Raw genomic sequence first — 22,475 nt, 5'->3', positions numbered from 1 at the left:
GTTATATATACCCATTTATTACAAGGAAATTTGTCTAGTCCTTTATTTCATATACAATACTTTCATAGACAACCCTTCAACATTACTTACCAAAGAAGCCTCCAACTTGTTTTACAATACCTGTCACCTGATTCATCGCATTCATCATCTGGCCAGCTGTGTTCATCATTTTATTTACATCATAGTTACCATCTGATGTTTTAAATTGAGAAACAAAACTAGAAAACTGACTTGGCTGTTGTTGCTTTTGTTTACTCTGTGTCGGATACGGTTGTTTTGGTGGATAAAACATCCCTTGTTGATTAGCATAGGGCGCTTGTGGTGGCATATAATATTGTGAATTCATATAAGGCTGCTGCTGTTGTTGATTCATGTATGGTTGCTGAGCTTGTGATTGTTGAGCTTGATTCACATAAGGTTGCTGCTGTTGTGGTTGTTGAGCCTGATTTACATAAGGTTGCTGCTGTTGTTGAGCTTGATTCATAAATGACACTTCAAACGGTTGATAATAATTTTGATTTCCATAATAAGGCTCGAAAGGATACATATTATACCGTAAATATGTATCCGTATTATATTGGTACATATTTTGCTGTGCATATGGATACGTTTGCTGATATACGTTAGATTGTTGAAACATGCATTCTCTCCTCCTTTACATAAGTTTCTACATATATAATATGTACCTATAAAATAATATGTGTGATGGAGTATCTGTCTATTTTTGTCGGAAGTTTAAATTTTTAAAAAATTAAAAAAGAAAACCCTTCCATGCTATGATAATTAAGAAGAAGATTCTCATGGGGGAGGAATCAACATGGTATTAGGGGATTTAAAACAAGCGTTTTCTCAAAAAAAGGGGTATTGCACAGAGAATGCAAATGAATTATTAGACTTTGCGAGACATTGGTATCTCGAAGGAAAAATATGCATATCAGATTATCGAACATTAATAAAAGAATTAGAAATAAACGGCGCAACAAAACCTACAACAATGACAGAAGCATAAAAATAACAAGAGGGTTCTCCCTCTTGTTATTTACATTGCTCAACTATATTTTGCAAAGTATACGAAACGGCTTGGTGTGTTTCAAAGAATCGTTTACCTTTACCTTTATTTACAAAGCATTGTAACACATTCGTTTGTAAATTATCGTATACTTGATCAATTTGCTGTACATGTATATACTTTGGCTTTTCTTCTTTAATCCACGTATAAGCTAATTCTTTCCACTTCTCTAATTCCTCATCTACCATATCTACAAACGGTTTCATATCCTTATAAAAGTCGTATTCGGTTAGTTCTCTTTTTTTTACATTCGCTTCATTATTATACTGCATGAGTTTTTCTGAAGACTGTATTAATGATTCATTCTTCATTTCTTTCCCACCTTATTATGCACTCACTACGACGTTTTGAAATGTCTTTACCCAATTCCCTTTTTCTTCGTGATGCACTAATTTATTTTCCATATGTTCAATATGCATTTCTGTTATTTCTATCTTATTGCATATTTTTTCACTCGCATCCTTTAATGCATGATTCATTCTAATCCCTATATTCATTTCCAGCAAATCGAGAGAACTTAACATTTGATCCATTTTTTTCATTACATCTTCCTTCTGAACCATCGCCATATACAAAACGCCTCCTTCTTTGCTTTTCCTTTGTCATGTAATTTCGCCGAATGATTCACCACTCCTGCCCACATGACAAAACTAGTTGTTATTCGTCAAAGAAATCATTTCGTATGTCATTTATAGAAATGGTAACAATACAAAAAGGAGGTGTATTACAATGGCAAAGAACAAAAATGAAAAAAAGAAAAACCAAAACAAACAACAAAATAAACCTGAGACTGGCAATCCAAAGCTAGATGGTCCAAACTTCCCTGCTACATAAAGCGAGACTTTATTACGAACAGGTAGATTTCAAATCATCCTTAATCTCCTACTAGCATTACGTTTTGAAATTAAAGTTGTAGCACGCATAGCAGGATTGTTTCAAATTAAGAAGTCCCGTCTTCAAAATGGAAGACGGGACTTCTTTTTTATTATATCATGAACTCATCCATCCTTTTAGCAAAACGATTTACGATAGATAGCCTATAGATTTGTTCTCTCTTTCTTCTATACCATTCTGTTATATTAACTTCCTCTTTAGGTTCTTCAAGTACAAATAGCACATTCATTTTCATATTTGCACAAAACCAATCTCTCATTTTTATTTCTTCATGTAAAATAACAGGATAAATATCTCTAAGTGTTGGCGTATAAGACTTTCGAGTTTCCTGTGCGTAAACTTCATAATCTTCTCTAGACCCAGTATGTGTAGTTTGCAATGCAAACTTATAAAACGAACCATTATAAATTGGATGAAACAATAACCATGCTAATTTTTTTCCTAGTTCTATACGCTGTTGTAACGTTTCAAATTGATAAACCGAAAATCCATACATCCTCCCTTCAATTGTTGGGAAGATAACTGCACTAATATGAAATCTTTCTTGTACTTTAAAAAGTGCAGTATGGAATACATGTTTTTTAAAAAATGTGTTCTCAATGACTGGTTTTTGAATTTTATTTTGTTCATTTATAATAAGCGCTGTCATAAGCCTATTCATATCTCTTCTTTCCCAGAAAAGTAACCATTCTTTTTCCATAAAAATTGATACGCTGAAATATTGCAACAAATGAAAGAGAGGTGCCCGTCTCTTCTTACTTTCCTCATACAATAATAGCTGAGGAAATGCATCTAAGAAAATAATCCAATTAGCTTGTTCGTACAGAAGAAATAAATGTTTTTTTACCGTTTCAGGTAATACAGTGGCATAATATCTCCCTTCTAAATCAGTCATATTCCATCCCGCATTTCTCGAAACCATACTCGCTAAAAAGGCCCACCTGATTTCACTATTTCTTAAATAATATTCGTGATAAGATTGTGTCCGAGAAATATTGTCCACATTAGCTATTTCTGTTTTCTTTTTAATATTGCGAATGATCGCTTTTTCTTTCTCTGTACAAAAATTTTTTTCTCGATTTTGTTTAATTTTCATATAATCATTCCATGTAAACATAAATAAGTCATCATACCTTTCATCAAAAAGGTCACATCTTTTTTCATTTTTTGATATAATCACCTTTGTAAGTAATTCTTAGCAAGTTGGGAGTGGACACACTATGACCATTCGTTACCCAAATGGAAAAAGGTATAATCAAGCTTCACAACCTCAAAAAACACCTATAAAAACACATACTTATAGTAATAGAGGTATGTCCCTTGAAGAGGAATTGAATGAAACAAATCAATATTACTTAACCCATAATATTGCATGTGTACATAAAAAGCCTACACCTCTTCAAATTGTAAAAGTAGATTACCCCGCTCGAAGTGCTGCAGTGGTAAAAGAAGCGTATTTTAAACAACCTTCTACGACAGATTACAACGGTGTATACAAAGGGAAATACATCGATTTTGAAGCAAAGGAAACAAAAAATAAAACTAGTTTCCCACTTCAAAACTTCCACCTTCATCAAATAGAACATATGAAGCAAGTGGTTGCTCATAATGGAATTGCATTTGTCATTATTAAATTTACACTTTTTGATGAATTTTATTTATTAGATGCAAAACATATTATTGCATTTTGGAATCGTCAAAATACAGGTGGACGCAAGTCGATTACGAAAGAAGAAATAGAAGAGCATGGATCCTTATTATCATGCGGTTATCACCCTCGGATTGACTATATCCGTGTACTAGACACGGTTTATTTTTCGTGATAGAGTCATCACTAAGGCTCTTTTTTCGACTTTTGGGGGAGAGAATGAAAGGTAGGAGAAAGTATAATGTCAGATAATTATCGTTCTCGTACAGAACGAAATCATGTAAAAAATCAAGAGAAAAAAACAAATAAAGAAGAAAAACCAAAGAAAAAAGGCTCCTTTTTCAAGAAATTCCTTATAGGTTGTCTACTTCTTGGTATCGTTGGTCTTGTAGCCGGCGTTTCCGCTTTCTTTGTTATGGTAAAGGACGCTCCAAAATTAGATAAATCCAAACTTGTTAATCCTTTATCAACAAAGTTTCTTGATAAAAACGGAAATTTCTTCTATGAATACGGTGCTGAAAAACGAACGCATGTTACTTATGATCAAATTCCAAAAGTAGTTGAAAATGCATTCCTTGCAACTGAGGATTCGCGTTTCTATGATCATAATGGAATTGACTTTAAACGAACTACAAAAGCAGTTATGGAAAATGTCACTGGTGGTTTCGGTTCCCAAGGTGGTAGTACGATTACACAGCAAGTCGTTAAAAACTATTTTCTAACGATGGACAAAACTGCTAAAAGAAAAGTGCAAGAATGGTACTTATCTTACAAATTAGAGCAACAATACTCTAAACATGAGATTTTAGAAATGTACTTAAATAAGATTAATTTAGGTAACCGTTCATACGGTATTGCGACAGCAGCGCAAAAATATTATGGTAAAGATTTAAAAGACTTGCAATTACATGAAGCTGCTATGCTCGCTGGTTTACCCCAAGGTCCAAACATTTATGATCCAACAAAAAAGGAAAATGTTGAACGAGCAACAAATCGTCGTAATGTCGTATTATCATTAATGAATCGACATGGTTATATAACAAAAGAAGAAATGAATAACGCCGTTAAGATTCCAGTAACTGAGGGCCTTCAACCGTCTTCAGAAGTAACTGAGATGAAGTATCAAGCATTTTTAGATGCGGTTGTAAAAGAAGTTGAAAAAGAATATCCTGATGTAAATATCGGTTCAGATGGTTTAACGATTCATACAACACTTGATCAAGATGCTCAAGATTACGCCGACAAAATTATGGATGGCAATCTTATTAAGTATCCGGACGATCAATTCCAAGGGTCATTCGTATTTATGGATACACAGTCTGGAGAAGTTCGAGCAATTGGTGCTGGACGTAAAGAAAGTAAGTCTACTTTCAAAGGTCATAATATGGCAACTGATTTAAAACGCCAAGTTGGTTCAACAATGAAACCAATTTTCGACTACGGTCCGGCAATTGAAAATTTACAATGGTCTACATACCATCAATTAAACGACTCAGAGTATACGTATTCCAATGGTAAGAAAATACAAAATGCAACAAAGAGTTACAAAGGTGACGTTTCACTACGTGAAGCTTTGAAAAAGTCATTAAACATTCCAGCTTTAAAGACAGCACAAACAGTTGGTCTTAATAAGTCAAAAGAATTTGCTGAAGGTTTAGGCATGACCTTTAAAGAAGGAAAAGTCTACGAATCAACAGCAATCGGTAGTAACGATAGTTCTCCATTAGAAGTAGCAGGTGCATATGCAACCTTTGGTAATAGTGGTAACTATAATAAACCACACTTCGTAAAAGAAGTAACCTTCCCGGACGGGAAAAAGAAAAGCTTTAAACCGAAAGAACATCGCGCAATGCAAGACTATACAGCTTATATGGTTACTGACGTTCTTCGTGACGTAGTAAAACCTGGTTCTGGTGGTACAGGTCCAACAGCATACGTTTCAGGTGTTGACGTAGCAGGTAAAACAGGAACACAAAACTTTGATGAATCAGTTCTTCAAAAATATGACATCCCAGCTGATGCAAACAGAGATAGCTGGTTTGCTGGATATACGCCACAATACACAATGGCTGTTTGGACCGGTTACGAAAAAGATGGTCCAAAAAATTATGTTAGCGATCGCTCCACTAGAATTGCACAGCAAATGTTCCAAGTAATGATGAGCAAATTCGCTACAGATAAATCACGCTTTGAACGTCCTTCTTCTGTACAAGAAATAAACGGAGAGTTATACGTAAAAGGTGCGAAAAAAGATGCAATTAAACAAATTAAAGTAGATGCTCCTAGTGGTCTGAATGTCACTTTTGATGGCGCTAGCACAGTTACACTAAACTGGTCTGGACCAGCAGAAGTTGATGCATATGCAGCCAGCTATAAAGCAACTGACGGTTCAAGTGGTAGCCTATCAATAAGTGGTACGACAGCTACTCTTGGTGGTATTAAACCAGGTGTTACTTACAGCTTCTCTGTAGTAGCGAAAAAAGGCACTGGAACAAGCCCAGCAGTTGGTGCATCCTTCACTGCGCCTGGCGGAACTCCAGATGCGAAAAAAGCTGAAGAAGATGCTAAGAAAAAGGCCGATGAAGAAGCTAAGAAAAAAGCTGATGAGGAAGCCCAGAAAAAGGCTAATGAAGATAAAGTAAAACAAGACGAAGCTAAGAAAAAAGCTGATGAAGAGGCTAAGAAACAACAAGAACAGCAACAAGAACAACAACGTAAACAGCAAGAAGAAGCTCAAAAGAAAGCTGATGAGGAAGCTAGAAGAAAAGCTGAAGAAGAAGCTAAGAAAAAAGCTGAAGAAGAAGCTAAGAAGAAAGCTGAAGAAGAGGCCAAGAAAAAAGCTGAAGAAGAAGCTAAGAAACAACAAGAACAGCAACATCAAAATACCGGAGGAGATACACCTCACGCAGACGGTACTGTTATTACAACAGAGTCCTAATAAACAAAAAAGAAGTCCGTTTCTCTTAACGAGAAGCGGACTTCTTTTTTGTTATCATTTTCTTTACATATAGCTTTTCTATTTCGATATACAACTGCGCTAATTGAATATAAGAATGATAATTACTCGGTTTCTTTATTATGAATGAATATCTTTCCATAAAATTAACAGGTTGCACTTTTAATTTATTCGTATTTATTTGCATTTCATTTAAACTATGAACAGGTTGCTCATTTAGCCAATAGACAACCGATAACAAGTGAGCTGCAAAAAGAATCATTGGCCCCTCAGCCTCTTGCTTATTTCTATTTCGAAACAGTATAGCAATGTCTTCATGCTTATTTTTCCATACATTCAACAGCGCTGGAATACTGTTTTCAATTTCCTTCCATGGCTCATACTGTCTTTCAATATCAAATATAAAGTAAGTATTTTGTATTATTTCTTCAAAAGAATCGTCTGTATGATACTCAATTGAATTTACGCTTTCTTTAAAAAATGGTAAGCAGTGAAATTCTTTCGGTATTTCTATAACTCGCTCCATCCCTTATTTCACCTTCATTCGCTTCTTTCCTTCACGACATACTTCTAACAGTCTGCACTCCTCACATTGCGGTCGTTGTGCTTTACAATGATAACGTCCAAAGAAAATCATACGATGATGCGTAACCCCCCACTCATCCATCGGTACTTTCTTCATTAACGTTTTTTCTACTTCTAACACAGAATCTTTCCATCTACAAATCGCTAATCGTTTACTCACTCGCTCCACATGTGTATCGACAGCAATTGCAGGAATCCCAAACGCTACGGAAACTACAACATTCGCTGTTTTCCTTCCTACACCGGGTAATTTCGTAAGTTCATCTCGATCGCTCGGTACCTCCCCATTATAGTCATCTAATAACATTCGGCATAATTTTTGAATGTTTTTTGCTTTATTTCTATACAATCCGATAGAGCGTATATCTTGTTGTAATTCTTCTAGAGAAACACTTAAATAATCTTCTGGTGTTTTATATTTTTGAAATAAATTTCTTGTCACTTTATTTACAAGTACATCTGTACATTGTGCAGATAACGCCACCGCGATTACAAGTTCAAATGGATTATCATGAACCAATTCACAATGCGCTTTTGGATACATATCCGCCATTGTGTCTAAACAATAACGGATTTGCGTTTTGTTAAGCATATTTCTCCTCCTATATTACTGCTCCAACCAATTATAAAAAGGCACTTTTCCAGTAAATTTCGTCTCTTGTTTTGTCATTTGTTGTGCTCTTTGTTGATTCGCTCTAAATTTTTGACCTTGATTTTGAGCCTGATCTACCGTTTTAATTCCATTCTTTTTCCACTCAAATAAAATACGATCAATATATCGGAAATTTAGTTTCCCACTCATTACAGCTTCTCTAAGAGCTGCCTGAATTAAATTTGGATGATGTTGATCTTGGTCCTCCCACATTCCTAACGTTTCACATTCGAACGGCGAAAGTGGTCTTCCAAATTCTTTTTCAAATACTGTATATAAATTTACTTGCAGCTGTTTTTTTTCTTTTTGCTCTTCCTCTATTGATTCATCCATTAAGAAATGTAATATTTTTTCCCATAACGGTTGTAAAGAATAACTTTCGCACATCATTGCTTCTGATCTTTGTCCACCTTCTAGTGATAAAAAACCTTTTTGAATCAACGCTTGAATTACTTCCATACATTTCATTTCCGTTATCGTCATCCGTTCAGAAATCTCTGAAGGAGTCGGAAACGAATTACCTGATTCTAAAAATGTGTGTACATGAAGTACAACCATAAATTCCGTCTCATTTAAACCTAATTTTTTATAATGCATCATAAGCAATTTTGGAATTGCAATGCTTCCCTGCTCAAACCACTGTAGCATCATTTTCTTTTTCATCACCAAACACCTCGCTCTCTAGTATAACACACCTTTAGCTATTTCTTTTTGCCACAATTCGTCAAAAAAACCTCCCCATCAATAGGGAGGTTTTTTATATTACATGAATGAAATATAAAATTAAGCTTGCACTTTACTTTTCATAAATGTATGGATGCGTTCTAATGCTTTCTCTACTTGTTCAAGAGATGTCGCATATGATAAACGAACATTATTTGGAGCACCAAATCCTGTACCTGGTACAAGAGCCACTTTTTCCTCTTCTAATAGAGCCTTTGCCCAATCATCAACTGTTGCATATCCTGATAAAGCTACAGCTTCTTTTACGTTAGGGAATAAGTAAAATGCACCTTGCGGTTTAATACAAGTAAAGCCAGGGATTTGAATTAATTTATCATAAATGATGTTTAATCTCTCTTCAAAGGCTTGACGCATTGTTTCCACAGGTTCTTGTGAGCCTGCATATGCTGCAATTGCGCCGTATTGAGCGATTGAAGTAGGGTTTGACGTACTATGACTCGCTAAGTTCGTCATCGCTTTAATAAGCTGCTTATTTCCTGCTGCATATCCAATACGCCATCCTGTCATAGAATGAGATTTAGATACACCATTAATAATAAGTGTTTGTTCTTTTAATGCATTAGAAAGCTGGGCAATTGATGTATATTCTACGCCACCATAAATTAATTTTTCATAAATTTCATCAGAAACGATTAAAATATCATGTTCTAAACATACTTCTCCAAGCTGTTGTAATTCTTCTTTGCTATAAATCATTCCTGTTGGATTGCTCGGTGAATTAATAATAACTGCTTTCGTTTTCTCTGTAATTGCCTCACGCAGCTGCTTTGCTGTAATTTTGTACTCATTGTCTTCTAAACCTTCTACATAAACCGGCTTACCGCCAGCAAGCTTTACTTGCTCTGGATAGCTTACCCAGTAAGGAGTTGGAATGATAACTTCATCTCCCTCATCAAGTAATACTTGGAATAATGTATATAATGCATGCTTTGCGCCATTACATACAATAATTTCAGATGGATCATACGCAATACCTTGATCGCGAGTAAATTTCTTCACAATTTCTTGTTTTAACGATTGTAATCCACCTGTTGGTGTATACTTCGTATGCCCTTCTAACATCGCTTTATGTGCAGCATCCATAATATGCTCTGGTGTATTAAAGTCAGGTTCCCCTGCCCCTAATCCAATTACATCATGACCCTCTGCTTTTAATGCTTGTGCCTTTGCTGTAATTTCTAAAGTTGAAGACGGTGTTAAAGCAGCTACTCGCTTTGCTAATTTCATTTGTAGTTCCCCCTACATCTATTTTTCAATGCTATATCGTCTTAAAAATTTTCCATCTTTAAATTCAAGATAGTAATAACTATAACGATTGTCATCATCAATATATGTAACTTCCCATAGTGGTACATCATTTTCAAAGCCTAATTTCACTTTCATAATCTCTTTCGGCTTACTTTTTGATTCCTTACTTTCATTGCCGACTTGTTCTAATGTTCTTTGTATAGCCTCTTTTTCAGAAATACCTTCGCTCTTTTTCCTTACTACAGTATCCCCTTTTTTCTCCGGCACCCAAACGATAAGTTGTTCTCCCTTTTCATCTGTACCTTGCACGACTATATATGCAGATTTTCCGTTGTAATAATCAACAGATTTCACCTTTGTAAGCTTTGCTTTTTCTTTAGCAATTTCTACAAATTTCGACTCTTTTGGAATTTTCTTCCCCATTGCTTTATTATAAACATACGCCCCATATATTCCGCTAGCAACGATAACAATAATGATTGCAAAGATCCACTTTTTCATTGTATCACTACGTTCTGTAAATCGTAAATACAGCTGTTTCTTTATCTTTTTCGTCTAATGCTAGTCCGAACATGAGGTCCTGCTCTTTTAACGTACGATTCAAACTATCAACAATTTTATACAAATCAGACGAATATTTAATACGCGTCGTTGATAGTACTTCGATTTTCTTCTCCATGAAAAAACTCCTCCGTTACACAAAAATTTCTAATTATAGAAGAACGCAATGCGGTTACAATAAGAGTACATTCTTTACAACCCCTGCTTCATCACCCATCTATTATAGCAGGACATGTACAGCAAAAAAAGGTTTCAAGTCGAAAACCAACACATTTTGTATACAAGAAGTAAGAAAAATAAAATTCCTCCTACCCACATTTTTTACGCCTGAAGTTTATAAGTATTTCAGGCGTATTTTTCTTCCATTTTTATTCATTTGATGGTTCTTCTAATTGTACTAATAATTCTTCTAATGGTCCTTCATAAAGAGGTACGTTAGGGATCGATTGTAGAAATCGTTTTCCATAGGAAGAACTCGTCAAACGACGATCTAACACTACTACCGTTCCTGTATCTGTATTCGTTCGAATTAAGCGGCCGAATCCTTGTTTGAAACGTAATATTGCTTGTGGCAGCGCTAATTTAGCGAATACATCCTCACCTTGATTTTTTAGCCACTCACCTTTCGCTTCCATCATCGGCTGATGAGGCGGCGTAAATGGTAGACGGACAATAACAAGACAACTTAAGGCATCTCCTGGAATATCTATCCCTTCCCAGAAACTGCTCGTCCCTAATAAAATTGATTTGTCGAACTCTTGAAACTTTCGAATTAAACGGCTTCGACTTTTATTATTCACACTTTGTGTGAGTAATAAATAACCCTCTAATTCATCATTATTTTTTAAATTCGCATACGCTTCTTTTAACATTTCATACGAAGTGAATAAAACAAGCATTCTGCCCTTTGTGGCTTTCGCTATCTTTGCAATATGTTCCGATACAGATTCAATATATCGCTCATTACTTACTTGCTTAATAAAAGGTACATCCGTTGAAACCATTAATTTCATTTGTTCATCATAACGAAATGGCGATGGAACCTTTAAAGTATTTGGAGCGAAATCATGTAAACCAAGTTCCTCTTTTATATAATCAAACGTATCGTTAACTGTTAGTGTTGCGGATGTAAAAATAACACTCTTTTTTTCTGTTAAAAATTCATCAGCAAATCTTTCACCAATATGAACAGGCTGTGCATATAGAACTGTTGAATGAATCGTCCCTTTCGTTTCAGTCTCCATCCAAGTTACATACGAATTCTTTTCTAATACGAGTAACTGTAATGATTCTGCCATCTTTCTCAGCAACTCAATTAAATGCATAAATTCACCTGTTACAACATGCATCTCCCATTCTAACTTACTTTGCAATATATCCACTTGCTTCTCAAGAGCAGTTACTACCCTTCTTAATTCATATATAAAACGATTTGTTAATTCAACGATACTATCCCACAACTTACCTTTTTCTAGTTCTGCGTTATACCTATAGATGAGCGGCATATTATTCGTTCCTTGTTCTTGCTTTGTTTGTTTAAATATAAAAGTACGTAACATTTGGAAGAGTTCATCCGCATCAAACTTAAGTTCCTTCAAACTATAACTTATCATACGGAAAGTTGAACGAGATGCTTGCTCTGATTTTTTCATCATTTTATATACTTTGGAGAGTACATCTTCTGTTTCTAGCGTCCCAAGACGAGATATAACCAATTGAAAATACATACAAGAGAACTGTTCACCCAATGTTCTACTCGCAGCTTCTTCAATATGGTGAGCTTCATCAAAAATAATATGTTCGCATGAAGCAAACAGCGGTTCTTCACTTGAAAAATCTTGAAATAATAACGCATGATTTGTGATAACGATATCTGCAAATAAAGCTTTATTCTTCGCTCGCTGGTAAAAACAACGACTAAACCAATTACTTTGCATACCGCCTGGACTATACGCATCACTACAAATACGATTCCAAAGTAACTTTCCGCCCTCAGGAATATTTAATTCGTCTTGATCACCCGTTTCAGTTTGCAATAGCCAAACTAAAATCTTCGCCTTCGTAAGTGCCATATCATAATTTTTTTCTTCCTCTTGTAAAGCATACTCAAATTTGTGTAAGCAAAGATAATGCTTTCTTCCTTTAAGAAGAGCTACCTCAAATGAAAATGGCATTATTTTTTGTAATAACGGTATTTCTTTTTCTAATATTTGTTGTTGGAGTTGTACCGTTTGTGTACTTATAATGACAGGTTCTTCTTTTCTCTTTGCAAAATAAAGACTAGGAAGCAAATATGCAAGAGTCTTTCCTGTTCCTGTACCGGCTTCAATTAGTGAAAAACGAGAGTCTCTTAACGCCGTATATATCTCTTTCATCATCAGTTGTTGACTTTCTCTTCTTTCAAACTTTGGCATATGTGATTCCAATTTATCCATCGTTTTATTCAAGAAAGCATCAAACTTTGATGAACACGTTTCTCCAAGGTTTAAGGAATAGTTCCGCTTTTTCAGCGCAATATTTCGATGTATTTCATACTCCGCTATATCTTCTTTACCATTCATTACTTTCTTTAAAATATTTTCAGAAAGCACATCAGCTATATCACTTTGGAACACATCGCTTAATTCATAAAGTGATTGCAACGTGACAAGTGGTAACTTTTCAATTTCATTTAAAAATTGTAAAAATAATTCCGCTGTTGCAAGAGCATCACTATCCGCACGATGTGGTTGATCATGTTCTAGTTCATGCTTCTTAGCTAAATCACGTAATTTATAACTATCAGCTGTCGGCAAAAGAATTTGAGCCAATTCAACCGTGTCGATTTTAGGACAATGTATTTCTGTATATCCAGCCTGTCTTAATTCTTCATTTAAAAAATTCCAATCAAAGTGAACATTATGCGCAACGAAAGCCGCACCTTGTAATAGCTCAACAATCATCGGGGCTACATCTTGAAATAACGGGGCTTGTTTTACAAGACTTTCATCAATCCCTGTTAATTCTGTAATAAATGGTGGGATCTCTCTCTTTGGGTTAACAAAAGACGAAAAAATCTCCAATATCTCTCCATCTTCTACTACAACAGCTGCAATTTGGGTAATTTTATCCTTCCCATCTTTCCAGGAGTTCCCTGTCGTCTCTAAATCAACAACGACATAACGCTTACTCATATATGTAACACCTCAATTTCTTACCTTTCAAACAACAATAATTTATATAATGTTACTATACCACGTTTTATCTCATCTTAATGAAAAGATGCACAGAAAAGCTATCTCCGCAATGGAGATAGCCTTTCTACTTATAATATCGTACCCGCTTTTTCAGCACCTAACATTTCAATAATTTGATTATTATCGTCTAGTACTGCAATTTTGGGTTCTTGTTTATGAACCTCTTCTTCCGTAACTAGCCCATAACAAATAATAATTACTTTGTCCCCTGGTTGTACAAGCCTTGCCGCAGCACCATTTAAACAAACAACACCACTACCGCGTTCCCCTTTAATAACGTATGTCTCTAAACGAGCACCATTATTATTATTTACAATTTGGACTTTTTCGTTTTCTACAATATTTACTGCATCCATTAAATCTTCATCAATTGTAATACTACCTACATAATTTAAATTTGCCTCCGTTACAGTTGCACGATGTAACTTTGCTCTCATCATTGTGCGAAACATAGGTGCTCCCCCTTATTTAACCGTTAATGTTATATTGTCAATTAATCTTACATTTTCAAACTTAACTGCAATAGCTAAAATGATTCGTCCTTCGACTTTCTCTACCATTGTTAATGACGGATATGCATATAAATCCGCATAATCTACAGTGCCTTTCGTATGCGTCTCAATATACTCTTTCACAAGATTTGTAATGATTTCCGGATTACGTTCACCTACCTTAATTCTTTCTTTCGCTATACATAGGCTGCGGTATAAATGAAGAGCCTCTTCACGTTCATCTTGTGATAGGTACACGTTACGAGAACTTTTCGCTAATCCATCTTCTTCCCTTACAATATCAACTGGTACGATTGTAACCGGAATATTGAAATCAGTTACAAATCCTTCAATTACTGCAACTTGTTGAGCATCTTTCATACCGAAATAAGCACGCGTTGGCAGCGTAATATTAAATAGTTTCATTAGTACAGTTGCAACACCAGCAAAATGACCAGGTCTTTGTTGACCGCATAATACGTCCGTGCGCTTCACAACTTCTACTGTTGTTGTTTGTTCTGCTGGATACATTTCTTCTACACTCGGATAAAATAAATAATCTACACCGTTTTCTTTTGCTACATTTTCATCTCTATTAATATCACGAGGATATCGATCTAAATCTTCATTTGGGCCAAATTGCAGCGGGTTTACAAATACACTTAAAACTACAATTTCATTTTCTTCTCTTGCCTTACGTAATAAGGTAGCATGCCCTTCATGTAAATAACCCATCGTTGGAACAAAACCAATACTCTTTCCACTTGCACGAAGTTCGTTTGTAATTTGCTGCATCTCTTGCACTGTAGTTACGATTTTCATTATTGTTTTCCTCCGTATAACGCTAAGCATTCTTCCTCTTTCATTGTGAACGAATGTTTTTCTTCAGGAAATTGCCTTGTCTTTACTTCAGTAACATATTGTGAAATCCCACGCACAATCTCCTCTTGAACAGATGTATATTGCTTCACAAATTTCGGCACACGATTCACGCCGTATGAGATAAGATCATGATAAACAAGCACTTGCCCATCTACTTTTTGTCCTGCACCAATCCCAATTGTCGGTATTGTTAGTTGCTCTGAAATAAGTTCTGCTAACTGCATTGGTACACATTCTAACACAAGCGCTATTGCACCAGCTTCTTCACATTTCTTTGCATCTTCTATTAATTTCTTTGCACTCTCCGCATCTTTTCCTTGCACTTTATATCCACCCAACACTCCTACAGATTGAGGGGTTAAACCTAAATGCGCTACAACAGGAATTCCTGCGTTCGTCAAATATTGAATCGTTGATATAACTTCTCCAGCACCTTCTACCTTCAGTGCATGCGCCCCGCTCTCTTGAACGATGCGGCGTGCATTCACCATCGTTTCTTGTAATGATACGTGATACGACATAAATGGCATATCAGTTACAATAAACGTCTCTTTCGCTCCGCGGCGTACAGCTTTCGTATGATGAATCATATCCTCTACTGTTACAGGTACTGTTGAATCGTATCCGAGTACAACCATTCCAAGAGAATCTCCAACTAAAATCATATCAACTTCAGCTTCTTCTGCTAATTTAGCAGATGGATAATCATACGCCGTTAGCATTGTAATCGGCTCACCTTGCTCTTTCATCTTCAAAAAATCTGTTTTTGTTTTCAAAAACTACTCCTCCTTTATGCAGGAGAGAGGAGATGGCCGCAATCATATAAAAAACCCCTCTGGCCATAAAAGGGCAGAAGGGTTGTGTGTTAGTCGGCATTATTCATCCCTCTGTCCCAGTCCGTTATTGGATCAAGGCAGAATCCAAGTTATTATTTTTCGTATTACTTCGAATCATGGTGCAGTTCGCTCTGATACTGCCCACATTCGAACTAATTATAGCAAACTACAAAAGGGAATTACTACATTTTTTTGAAAAAATAATTTTTTATTCTGATTACGGTATATGAAATTTAATAAGAGAGTATATATGCTAGAAAGTGAAACTTTAATCAGCCCGATCCCCACCTAACTTCTTTGCTTCCGCTGAATTTTGAGGTGGAGGTCTTATTGCCCAGTAAATAGCGGGATAAAGTTTTTATAGATAATTCAATCCTGAAAAGATACATGTTTTTTCAGCGCATGTTAAAAAAGTCCAAGTTAATTTCTTCTGTAATCAATTTAACTGTATAGTATAACTCTTAAACTAATGATGCAGGTTAATTGAGGAAAAGTACTTAACAAAGGAGAATTGCAGATGCCTATGAACAGGTGGTTATTTCGATTCAGCAGTTTGCTTGTAATGATTGTATGGTGGATGTCTTTAGGATCCTTTCATGTATTTGCCTCAGTTAATGTCGTAACACAACCCACCGATGTAACGAACGTGATTGAGGTTGAACTAAATGATGATTACTTTAATCCAAATGTCATCACGATTCCGCTTGAAGGATCAACAACATTACTATTGAAAAATAAAGGTAAAAACGAGCACACCTTTACAGTGAAAAAACTCGGCATTGACGTCGTAGTTGAGTCAGGAAAAGAAAAGAATATTACCGTGAAACCTAAAAATACTGGTACATATGAATTAATATGTCGATACCATCTCCTTAAAGGAATGGAAGGCAAAGTAATCGTTAAATAACATGCCAGGCCAACTAGACGGAAGATATCTTGAAATGAACTTTAAATATGAAAAGGATTTATTATCATGTTACAAATTTAACTCAAAAATATTGAAATAAAAAGAAGTTCCAAAAGAGGAACTTCTTTTACTTAATTTCGATATCTGCAGAATGAATATGATGTACTTTCCCCTCATGATCCTCCAGAAGTAATACACCATCCTCTGTGATTCCTTTTGCTAACCCCGTAATCGTCTCTCTCATCGTTCGAGCGGTAATTTCTTTCCCGATGCTCACAGCGTAACTTTCCCAAAGAATTTTAATGACAGAGAAACCATTTTGTAAATACTCTTCATATAATTTTTCTAGTTGTAAATAGATTTGTTGCATAAGTTCTGCACGAACAATCGGCTTACCTGATTCAATCGCTAATGAAGTAGCAATGTGCTGAATTTCTTCATCAAAATGTTCTTGCTTTTGATTCGCATTAATACCGATGCCCATAATGACAGCATTAATTTTATCAGGATCCGCTTGCATTTCTGTTAATATACCTACAGCCTTTTTACCTTGAATTAAAATGTCATTTGGCCATTTTATTCCCACGTCTACACCTGTACATTTTTCAATTGCCTGTGCAACACTAACAGCCGCTAACAAAGTAAGTTGCGGTGCATGATGAACTGGAATCGATGGGCGTAAAATAATACTCATCCAAATTCCTGTTCCTTTTGGTGAATGCCATTTTCTGCTTAAACGACCTCTTCCCGCTGTTTGTTCTTCTGCTACAACGATAGTTCCTTCTTCTGCACCTTCATAAGCAAGTTTTGCTGCAATGTGCTGCGTTGATTCAACAGTTTCTTCAAAATACACTGTTCTACCAATTCGCTTCGTTTGTAGCCCTAACTGAATTTCATTAGCAGTCACTTTGTCTGGCTTACTTGCAATTCGGTAACCTAATCGGCGCACAGCTTCAAGTTCATATCCCTCACTCCGGAGATCTTCCATATGTTTCCACACAGCAGTTCTTGAACAACCAAGTTTATCACTAATCGTTTGGCCGGATACAAACTCGCCATCCGCTTCAGAAAAAACTTGTAATAACTGCTTTCTTATAGTAGATTGCATCCTTGCAGCCACTCCCTTATACGCTCTTTCTCATTAACTACGTTTCCTTTTACAATTGCTTCCTCGATTTTCTGAAGCATGTCAGCAACCCACGGACCAGGCTTTTTGTTTGCCCAGTTTAATAAATCATTACCAGTCACATTCATTTCTTGACGACCCTGGATTGGCAATGCATGAAACATTGATTGTACTCGTTTAACAGATGTAGGATCATAGCTTTCAATCATCGCTTCATATACTCTCTCTGCCATTTCAGCGATATAAATTCCCGTTTTATAAAGAAGGACTGTATCCCAATCCTTCTCCTTTCTAGTACGGATTGCCAATAAAACTGCAACAATATCTTTTATTTTTTTATTCGAAAACTTCCATTGACGTAAAAAGACAGATGGATGTTCTTCTCCGATACAATATAAGAAAAATGCCCACGCCTCAATATCCGTTTCGAAAGAATCCCATTTATACTGCGTAGCTTTTAACAGTCTCTCTTCTGACATTTGTAAATATGGCAAATGAGAAAATAGCTTCGTCTCTACTAATTCTTTGAGACCTTTCACACAATATGTACCAGTTAACAATTTCTCAAACTCTACTGTAATGCGCTCAATTGCTATATGTTCTAGCAAATGTCCATACGTTTCAATCGCTTGCTTCGTTTTCGTTTCTAATGAAAAACCTAACGCGCTTACAAACCGAATACCACGCATCATTCGCAGGGCATCTTCTTGAAAACGATCCGCAGCATTTCCAACTGTCACAATTTCTCTCTGTTGAATGGCTTCCTGTCCAGCAAATAAATCAACCATTTCGCCTTCTTCTGTCATAGCAATTGCATTCATCGTGAAATCACGACGTTTTAAATCCTCTTCTAATGAACGAACAAATTGAACACTACTAGGTCTTCGAAAATCTTCATATTCGCTTTCTGTTCGAAAAGTAGTTACCTCATAAGGCTCACCATTTTCTAAAACAATTACAGTTCCATGCTCAAGACCAACAGGAACATTTCTTGGGAATATAGCCATCACTTCTTCTGGTAAAGCAGATGTCGCAATATCAATATCTCCAATCGGCCTATCGATAATAAGATCTCGTACGCTCCCACCAACAAAGTAAGCCTCATGTCCTTGTTGTTTTAATGTCTCAATAATAGAACTAGCTTTTTTAAATCTTTCCATTTTTGTCATCCCTTAGTACGTCATAGTAAATCGTTTCATATTGTGAAACAATTTTTTCTGAGCGAAATTGCTCATAAACACTTTCTCTTGCTCGTTCTCCCATATTACGGTGAAGTTCCTCGTCCTTTAATAGCTGAGTAGCTTGATTTGCCACTCCTGTTGTATCGCCAACTTCACATAAATATCCTGTTTCCCCGTGTTGAATAACCTCTGGAATACCTCCAACCCGTGTTCCGATACAAGGTACACCACACGCCATTGCTTCTAATAAAACAAGACCAAAACTTTCCTTCTCTGATAGAAGCAACATTAAATCACTCATCGCAAGTAGTTCTGCAACATTATCTTGCTTCCCTAGGAATAAAACACGATCTTCAATATGTAAATTCTTCACTATCTGTAAAATCGTACAGAATTCTGGTCCGTCTCCAACAAGAAGCAACTTCGCATCTACTTCTTTAACAATTTTAGCAAATGCCTCAACAACATCCTGCACACGTTTCACTTTACGGAAATTCGAAATATGAATAAGTACTTTTTCACTCTCACTTATACCGTATTCTTTCTTTAATTGAGACATATTACGTTTGAAATATACACGTTCGTCTATAAAGTTATATACCGTTTGAATTTCTTTACTTGGTTTTACAAGCTCATGCGTTTCGTTAATTAATGAATGCGAGACAGCAGTAACAACATCCGATTGCTCAATACCAAAACGAATTAAATTATTTAACGAAGGGTCGGAACCTAACACAGTAATATCTGTTCCATGCAAGGTTGTAACAATTTTAATACGCTCTCCGATCATTTGTTTTGCTAAATATGCACAAATTGCATGTGGTATTGCGTAATGCACATGTAAAATGTCTAAGTTTTCTCTTTGTGCAACCTCTGCCATTTTACTTGCTAACGCTAAATCGTATGGTGGATATTGAAATACAGAGTACTGGCTTACCGTCACTTCATGAAAATATATGTTTGGATATACTTTATTTAACCGGAATGGTAAACCCGATGTAATAAAGTGAATTTCATGCCCGCGTTCCGCCAATTGCTTTCCTAATTCTGTTCCAACAACTCCAGAACCACCTACAGAAGGATAACATGTAATACCTATTTTTAATTTCATTTACATCCCCCTAATAAATCAGCATGTAATAAAACCGGTTTCTTACTCATAAATCCCTCGGCATACAAGACTCCAACTTCTTTTCCAAACATCTTCTCACGAGCAATCACAGTTTCAACGTATCCTTCTGTTAACGGTGTCTTAACCCCATCACTTCCTGTTGAAAATTGACTTTCATATGCTTCTAATGCTTCCACCTTTATAGAGAGGTACTCACTTATATCTATACAAAAATTCGGTTTATGAAAACCATTAATCATATAATTATAAAAAGACTCCACACGATGTGGTGAAAGTTCCGGCATATATTTACGGATTCCTGCTGAAAAAATAGCCTCTTCCACAAGCTTTGCACAATTTGCATGATCTGGATGACGATCTTCATAGTATGGCGCAAAAACTAGTTTTGGTTTATATGTACGGATCACCTTGACAATTTCACGTATATACTCTTCTTTCATATACAAACCACGGTCTGGCATCGCTAAATTCAGCCTCGTTTTTACTCCCATTATACGAGCTGCGACCTCTGCTTCTTCTTTTCTCAACTCTATCGTTCCATTGGAAGAAAGATCAGCTTCTGTTAAATCACAAATACCTACTTCATACCCTTGCTCTGTATATTTAGCGATGGTACCAGCCATGCCGATTTCAACATCATCGGCATGAGCACCAAACGCTAATATATGTAATCCACTCATAATTGTTCCCCTCATTTTCTTAACTTACGATAATCTAAATCTCCTCGCTCTAATGCGTGCATCAACATTTCAGCACTTGCCATATTCGTTGCAAGTGGAATCGCATATACATCACATAAACGAAGCAATGCATTCACATCCGGTTCATGCGGCTGTGCTGTTAATGGATCGCGGAAGAAAATCACCATATCTAAATCGTTTTTTGCAATCATTGCACCAATTTCTTGATCTCCACCAAGAGGGCCAGATTGATATCTTGTTACAACTAATCCAGTCGCTTCCATAATACGAAGCCCTGTCGTTCCTGTTGCAAATAATTCATGTTGCTCAAAAATTGGTTTATATGCGTATGCAAACGAAACCATATCATTTTTCTTTTTGTCATGTGCGATTAAGGCAATTTTCATCCGTTGTCTCCCCTTTAGTCGATAATATTTTCTAAACCGTACACAAGATGATCAAGGTTCATTACTGTCTCAATTGATAGTTTTACACCTGACATAAATGATGCACGATTGAATGAATCATGACGAACTGTTAACATTTGTCCATCTCCACCAAACATTACTTCTTGGTGTGCAATAAGCCCTGGCAAACGTACACTATGAATGTGAATACCTTCTACATTTGCACCACGTGCACCTGCTAGTTGCTCTACTTCATTTGGATGACCTTGCTGCTTTGATTCACGATTTTGACGAATTAATTCTACCGTTTTTACAGCTGTACCAGATGGTGCGTCTAATTTTTGATCATGATGTAATTCAATTACCTCAACATCTTGGAAATATTTCGCTGCCATTTGTGAGAATTTCATCATAAGAACTGCACCAATTGCAAAGTTTGGAGCAATAATTGTTCCTACTGCTTTTTCTTTTGCATTCTCTGTTAAATGTGCCAATTCTTCTTCTGTAAATCCAGTTGTACCAATAACAGAACGAAGTCCACGCTCAACTGCAAGTGTAACGTGTTGTTTCCCAACTTCTGGTGTTGTTAAATCTAACAACACATCTGCTTCTACTTCATCTAAACAAGTATGTAAATCAGCGTAAATCGGTGCATGTAATGCTGGCATGCCAGGTAAATCAGAAATCTTCTCACCACCATGCTTATAATCCACTGCTGCTACTAAATTAAAATGTTCCGTTCTTTCCATAAGAAGGACTGCTTCATGTCCCATACGTCCTCTTGGTCCGGCGATAATTACTTTAATTTCTTTCATTATTCTTTCTCTCCCTCATCAATACGTGTCCAGCGATCTTTATCACGTGTATTAAATTTATTCATTACAATGTTATGTGCTGTCTCTAAATCAATATTTAAACTATTTGCCATACAAATCATAACAAATAATACATCTCCAAGCTCTTCTTCAATACTTCTTTCTTTTTCAGTTGTTTTCTTCGGTTTCTCACCATAATAATGATTTACCTCTCTCGCAAGCTCTCCCATTTCTTCCGTTAAACGAGCCATCATTGCAAGCGGACTGAAATAACCTTCTTTAAACTGACCAATATATGCATCTACTTCTTTCTGCATATCTTTCATCGTTTTTGCTTCCATACTATTCACCTCTAATCCTTCCTCTTTCATGTTAGCCAATTCATCGCGATTTGACAAATATTATTCCCCGCCAAACACCTATTT

The 22,475-nt window shown here is 36.0% G+C and carries 26 protein-coding genes; 5 read left to right on the top strand and 21 right to left on the bottom strand.

All coding sequences use genetic code 11. From position 1 onward, the window contains the following. Positions 1-82 precede the first annotated feature (82 nt). Positions 83-640 (bottom strand): YppG family protein, encoded by a 558-nt coding sequence (locus tag H6481_RS04960; protein ID WP_000487718.1) that lies wholly within the window; start codon positions 638-640, stop codon positions 83-85. Positions 641-817: 177 nt separating this feature from the next. Here H6481_RS04960 and H6481_RS04955 point away from each other — a divergent pair, with 177 nt between their 5' ends. Continuing rightward, positions 818-1,009, top strand: a complete 192-nt coding sequence (locus tag H6481_RS04955; RefSeq protein ID WP_000242652.1) for a YppF family protein — start codon at positions 818-820, stop codon at positions 1,007-1,009. A 26-nt stretch (positions 1,010-1,035) separates the two neighbouring features. Here H6481_RS04955 and H6481_RS04950 read toward each other — a convergent pair whose 3' ends face one another. Together H6481_RS04950 and H6481_RS04945 are read right to left on the bottom strand one after the other, a co-directional pair. Next, complete coding sequence (locus tag H6481_RS04950; RefSeq protein WP_000787408.1) at positions 1,036-1,380, bottom strand: YppE family protein; 345 nt, start codon at positions 1,378-1,380, stop codon at positions 1,036-1,038. 15 nt (positions 1,381-1,395) lie between these two features. Next, positions 1,396-1,638, bottom strand: a complete 243-nt coding sequence (locus H6481_RS04945) for a hypothetical protein (protein ID WP_001252036.1) — start codon at positions 1,636-1,638, stop codon at positions 1,396-1,398. Between the two features lie 85 nt (positions 1,639-1,723). Between H6481_RS04945 and H6481_RS29085 the strand changes: the two genes are divergently transcribed. Beyond that, complete coding sequence (locus H6481_RS29085) at positions 1,724-1,903, top strand: hypothetical protein (protein ID WP_001987054.1); 180 nt, start codon at positions 1,724-1,726, stop codon at positions 1,901-1,903. 151 nt (positions 1,904-2,054) lie between these two features. Here the strand turns inward: H6481_RS29085 and H6481_RS04940 are convergent, their stop codons facing one another. Further along, entirely contained in the window at positions 2,055-3,080 is a 1,026-nt protein-coding gene (locus H6481_RS04940) for a DUF2515 domain-containing protein (RefSeq protein WP_000495657.1), read from the bottom strand. A 103-nt stretch (positions 3,081-3,183) separates the two neighbouring features. Between H6481_RS04940 and recU the strand changes: the two genes are divergently transcribed. Both recU and H6481_RS04930 read left to right on the top strand, forming a co-directional pair. Continuing rightward, positions 3,184-3,786, top strand: coding sequence for a Holliday junction resolvase RecU (gene recU / locus H6481_RS04935; RefSeq protein WP_000155599.1), 603 nt, complete (start codon positions 3,184-3,186; stop codon positions 3,784-3,786). 66 nt (positions 3,787-3,852) lie between these two features. Beyond that, positions 3,853-6,549 (top strand): PBP1A family penicillin-binding protein, encoded by a 2,697-nt coding sequence (locus H6481_RS04930; RefSeq protein WP_065482933.1) that lies wholly within the window; start codon positions 3,853-3,855, stop codon positions 6,547-6,549. A gap of 25 nt (positions 6,550-6,574) precedes the next feature. Here the strand turns inward: H6481_RS04930 and H6481_RS04925 are convergent, their stop codons facing one another. From H6481_RS04925 to panB, 10 genes are all read right to left on the bottom strand, one after another. Further along, on the bottom strand, positions 6,575-7,093 hold the full coding sequence (locus H6481_RS04925) for a YpoC family protein (RefSeq protein ID WP_182811111.1): 519 nt from the start codon (positions 7,091-7,093) through the stop codon (positions 6,575-6,577). 3 nt (positions 7,094-7,096) lie between these two features. Next, positions 7,097-7,744: an endonuclease III gene (gene nth, locus H6481_RS04920; protein WP_182811109.1), complete on the bottom strand. Its 648-nt coding sequence runs from the start codon at positions 7,742-7,744 to the stop codon at positions 7,097-7,099. A gap of 15 nt (positions 7,745-7,759) precedes the next feature. Further along, positions 7,760-8,467: a DNA replication protein DnaD gene (gene dnaD, locus H6481_RS04915; protein WP_000728542.1), complete on the bottom strand. Its 708-nt coding sequence runs from the start codon at positions 8,465-8,467 to the stop codon at positions 7,760-7,762. Positions 8,468-8,587: 120 nt separating this feature from the next. After that, positions 8,588-9,775: an aspartate transaminase AspB gene (gene aspB, locus H6481_RS04910; protein WP_000761571.1), complete on the bottom strand. Its 1,188-nt coding sequence runs from the start codon at positions 9,773-9,775 to the stop codon at positions 8,588-8,590. 18 nt (positions 9,776-9,793) lie between these two features. Continuing rightward, positions 9,794-10,297 (bottom strand): DUF5590 domain-containing protein, encoded by a 504-nt coding sequence (locus H6481_RS04905; RefSeq protein ID WP_000758740.1) that lies wholly within the window; start codon positions 10,295-10,297, stop codon positions 9,794-9,796. Between the two features lie 7 nt (positions 10,298-10,304). Continuing rightward, entirely contained in the window at positions 10,305-10,475 is a 171-nt protein-coding gene (locus H6481_RS04900) for a YpmA family protein (RefSeq protein ID WP_000412179.1), read from the bottom strand. A 250-nt stretch (positions 10,476-10,725) separates the two neighbouring features. Further along, positions 10,726-13,530, bottom strand: coding sequence for an ATP-dependent DNA helicase DinG (dinG, locus tag H6481_RS04895; protein ID WP_098678387.1), 2,805 nt, complete (start codon positions 13,528-13,530; stop codon positions 10,726-10,728). 131 nt (positions 13,531-13,661) lie between these two features. Next, positions 13,662-14,045, bottom strand: coding sequence for an aspartate 1-decarboxylase (panD, locus tag H6481_RS04890; protein WP_000490186.1), 384 nt, complete (start codon positions 14,043-14,045; stop codon positions 13,662-13,664). 12 nt (positions 14,046-14,057) lie between these two features. Then, complete coding sequence (gene panC, locus H6481_RS04885) at positions 14,058-14,906, bottom strand: pantoate--beta-alanine ligase (RefSeq protein WP_097919838.1); 849 nt, start codon at positions 14,904-14,906, stop codon at positions 14,058-14,060. Beyond that, positions 14,906-15,742 carry a 3-methyl-2-oxobutanoate hydroxymethyltransferase gene (gene panB / locus H6481_RS04880; RefSeq protein WP_000851108.1) on the bottom strand — a complete coding sequence of 279 codons (837 nt, stop codon included), beginning with the start codon at positions 15,740-15,742 and terminating at the stop codon, positions 14,906-14,908. The genes panC and panB overlap by 1 nt, the downstream gene beginning before the upstream one ends. A 577-nt stretch (positions 15,743-16,319) precedes the next feature. On the opposite strand from panB, the gene H6481_RS04875 reads away from it, so the two are divergent. After that, complete coding sequence (locus tag H6481_RS04875; protein WP_153217639.1) at positions 16,320-16,709, top strand: cupredoxin domain-containing protein; 390 nt, start codon at positions 16,320-16,322, stop codon at positions 16,707-16,709. A 127-nt stretch (positions 16,710-16,836) separates the two neighbouring features. Here H6481_RS04875 and H6481_RS04870 read toward each other — a convergent pair whose 3' ends face one another. From H6481_RS04870 to H6481_RS04840, 7 genes are read right to left on the bottom strand one after another with little or no spacing between them, the layout of a single operon-like run. Further along, positions 16,837-17,817 (bottom strand): biotin--[acetyl-CoA-carboxylase] ligase, encoded by a 981-nt coding sequence (locus tag H6481_RS04870; RefSeq protein ID WP_001192056.1) that lies wholly within the window; start codon positions 17,815-17,817, stop codon positions 16,837-16,839. Continuing rightward, on the bottom strand, positions 17,802-18,995 hold the full coding sequence (locus H6481_RS04865) for a CCA tRNA nucleotidyltransferase (RefSeq protein WP_000439311.1): 1,194 nt from the start codon (positions 18,993-18,995) through the stop codon (positions 17,802-17,804). The genes H6481_RS04870 and H6481_RS04865 overlap by 16 nt, the downstream gene beginning before the upstream one ends. Beyond that, a complete protein-coding gene (bshA, locus tag H6481_RS04860) occupies positions 18,982-20,127 on the bottom strand; it encodes an N-acetyl-alpha-D-glucosaminyl L-malate synthase BshA (protein ID WP_000768317.1) in 1,146 nt (381 codons plus the stop codon). Before bshA ends, H6481_RS04865 begins: the two co-directional genes overlap by 14 nt. Continuing rightward, the gene (bshB1, locus tag H6481_RS04855; protein WP_078993568.1) at positions 20,124-20,828 is read right to left on the bottom strand and encodes a bacillithiol biosynthesis deacetylase BshB1; all 705 of its coding nucleotides are present in this window, start codon (positions 20,826-20,828) and stop codon (positions 20,124-20,126) included. The genes bshA and bshB1 overlap by 4 nt, the downstream gene beginning before the upstream one ends. An 11-nt stretch (positions 20,829-20,839) precedes the next feature. Beyond that, a complete protein-coding gene (mgsA, locus tag H6481_RS04850) occupies positions 20,840-21,235 on the bottom strand; it encodes a methylglyoxal synthase (RefSeq protein ID WP_000684765.1) in 396 nt (131 codons plus the stop codon). Positions 21,236-21,249: 14 nt separating this feature from the next. Continuing rightward, positions 21,250-22,050, bottom strand: coding sequence for a dihydrodipicolinate reductase (gene dapB / locus H6481_RS04845; RefSeq protein WP_182811107.1), 801 nt, complete (start codon positions 22,048-22,050; stop codon positions 21,250-21,252). After that, complete coding sequence (locus H6481_RS04840) at positions 22,050-22,391, bottom strand: nucleotide pyrophosphohydrolase (RefSeq protein ID WP_002108639.1); 342 nt, start codon at positions 22,389-22,391, stop codon at positions 22,050-22,052. Before H6481_RS04840 ends, dapB begins: the two co-directional genes overlap by 1 nt. Between the last annotated feature and the right edge of the window lie 84 nt (positions 22,392-22,475).

It is taken from the genome of Bacillus sp. ME78 (assembly GCF_903970865.1).
GTDB classification, from domain to species: domain Bacteria; phylum Bacillota; class Bacilli; order Bacillales; family Bacillaceae_G; genus Bacillus_A; species Bacillus_A cereus.
The sequence above is the reverse complement of the archived record's forward strand: the minus strand, read 5'-3'. Positions and strand labels throughout refer to the sequence as shown.

Coding starts and splice junctions, on each gene's coding strand:
- mgsA (WP_000684765.1), bottom strand. CDS start 21,235: ATGAAAATTGCCTTAATCGCACATGACAAAAAGAAAAATGATATGGTT.
- panC (WP_097919838.1), bottom strand. CDS start 14,906: ATGAAAATCGTAACTACAGTGCAAGAGATGCAGCAAATTACAAACGAA.
- H6481_RS04905 (WP_000758740.1), bottom strand. CDS start 10,297: ATGAAAAAGTGGATCTTTGCAATCATTATTGTTATCGTTGCTAGCGGA.
- recU (WP_000155599.1), top strand. CDS start 3,184: ATGACCATTCGTTACCCAAATGGAAAAAGGTATAATCAAGCTTCACAA.
- H6481_RS04870 (WP_001192056.1), bottom strand. CDS start 17,817: ATGCAATCTACTATAAGAAAGCAGTTATTACAAGTTTTTTCTGAAGCG.
- dinG (WP_098678387.1), bottom strand. CDS start 13,530: ATGAGTAAGCGTTATGTCGTTGTTGATTTAGAGACGACAGGGAACTCC.
- H6481_RS04900 (WP_000412179.1), bottom strand. CDS start 10,475: ATGGAGAAGAAAATCGAAGTACTATCAACGACGCGTATTAAATATTCG.
- H6481_RS04960 (WP_000487718.1), bottom strand. CDS start 640: ATGTTTCAACAATCTAACGTATATCAGCAAACGTATCCATATGCACAG.
- bshA (WP_000768317.1), bottom strand. CDS start 20,127: ATGAAATTAAAAATAGGTATTACATGTTATCCTTCTGTAGGTGGTTCT.
- H6481_RS04875 (WP_153217639.1), top strand. CDS start 16,320: ATGCCTATGAACAGGTGGTTATTTCGATTCAGCAGTTTGCTTGTAATG.
- H6481_RS04950 (WP_000787408.1), bottom strand. CDS start 1,380: ATGAAGAATGAATCATTAATACAGTCTTCAGAAAAACTCATGCAGTAT.
- dapB (WP_182811107.1), bottom strand. CDS start 22,050: ATGAAAGAAATTAAAGTAATTATCGCCGGACCAAGAGGACGTATGGGA.
- dnaD (WP_000728542.1), bottom strand. CDS start 8,467: ATGAAAAAGAAAATGATGCTACAGTGGTTTGAGCAGGGAAGCATTGCA.
- H6481_RS04840 (WP_002108639.1), bottom strand. CDS start 22,391: ATGGAAGCAAAAACGATGAAAGATATGCAGAAAGAAGTAGATGCATAT.
- H6481_RS04925 (WP_182811111.1), bottom strand. CDS start 7,093: ATGGAGCGAGTTATAGAAATACCGAAAGAATTTCACTGCTTACCATTT.
- H6481_RS04865 (WP_000439311.1), bottom strand. CDS start 18,995: ATGGAAAGATTTAAAAAAGCTAGTTCTATTATTGAGACATTAAAACAA.
- nth (WP_182811109.1), bottom strand. CDS start 7,744: ATGCTTAACAAAACGCAAATCCGTTATTGTTTAGACACAATGGCGGAT.
- H6481_RS04955 (WP_000242652.1), top strand. CDS start 818: ATGGTATTAGGGGATTTAAAACAAGCGTTTTCTCAAAAAAAGGGGTAT.
- panD (WP_000490186.1), bottom strand. CDS start 14,045: ATGTTTCGCACAATGATGAGAGCAAAGTTACATCGTGCAACTGTAACG.
- aspB (WP_000761571.1), bottom strand. CDS start 9,775: ATGAAATTAGCAAAGCGAGTAGCTGCTTTAACACCGTCTTCAACTTTA.
- H6481_RS04945 (WP_001252036.1), bottom strand. CDS start 1,638: ATGGCGATGGTTCAGAAGGAAGATGTAATGAAAAAAATGGATCAAATG.
- H6481_RS04940 (WP_000495657.1), bottom strand. CDS start 3,080: ATGTTTACATGGAATGATTATATGAAAATTAAACAAAATCGAGAAAAA.
- bshB1 (WP_078993568.1), bottom strand. CDS start 20,828: ATGAGTGGATTACATATATTAGCGTTTGGTGCTCATGCCGATGATGTT.
- H6481_RS04930 (WP_065482933.1), top strand. CDS start 3,853: ATGTCAGATAATTATCGTTCTCGTACAGAACGAAATCATGTAAAAAAT.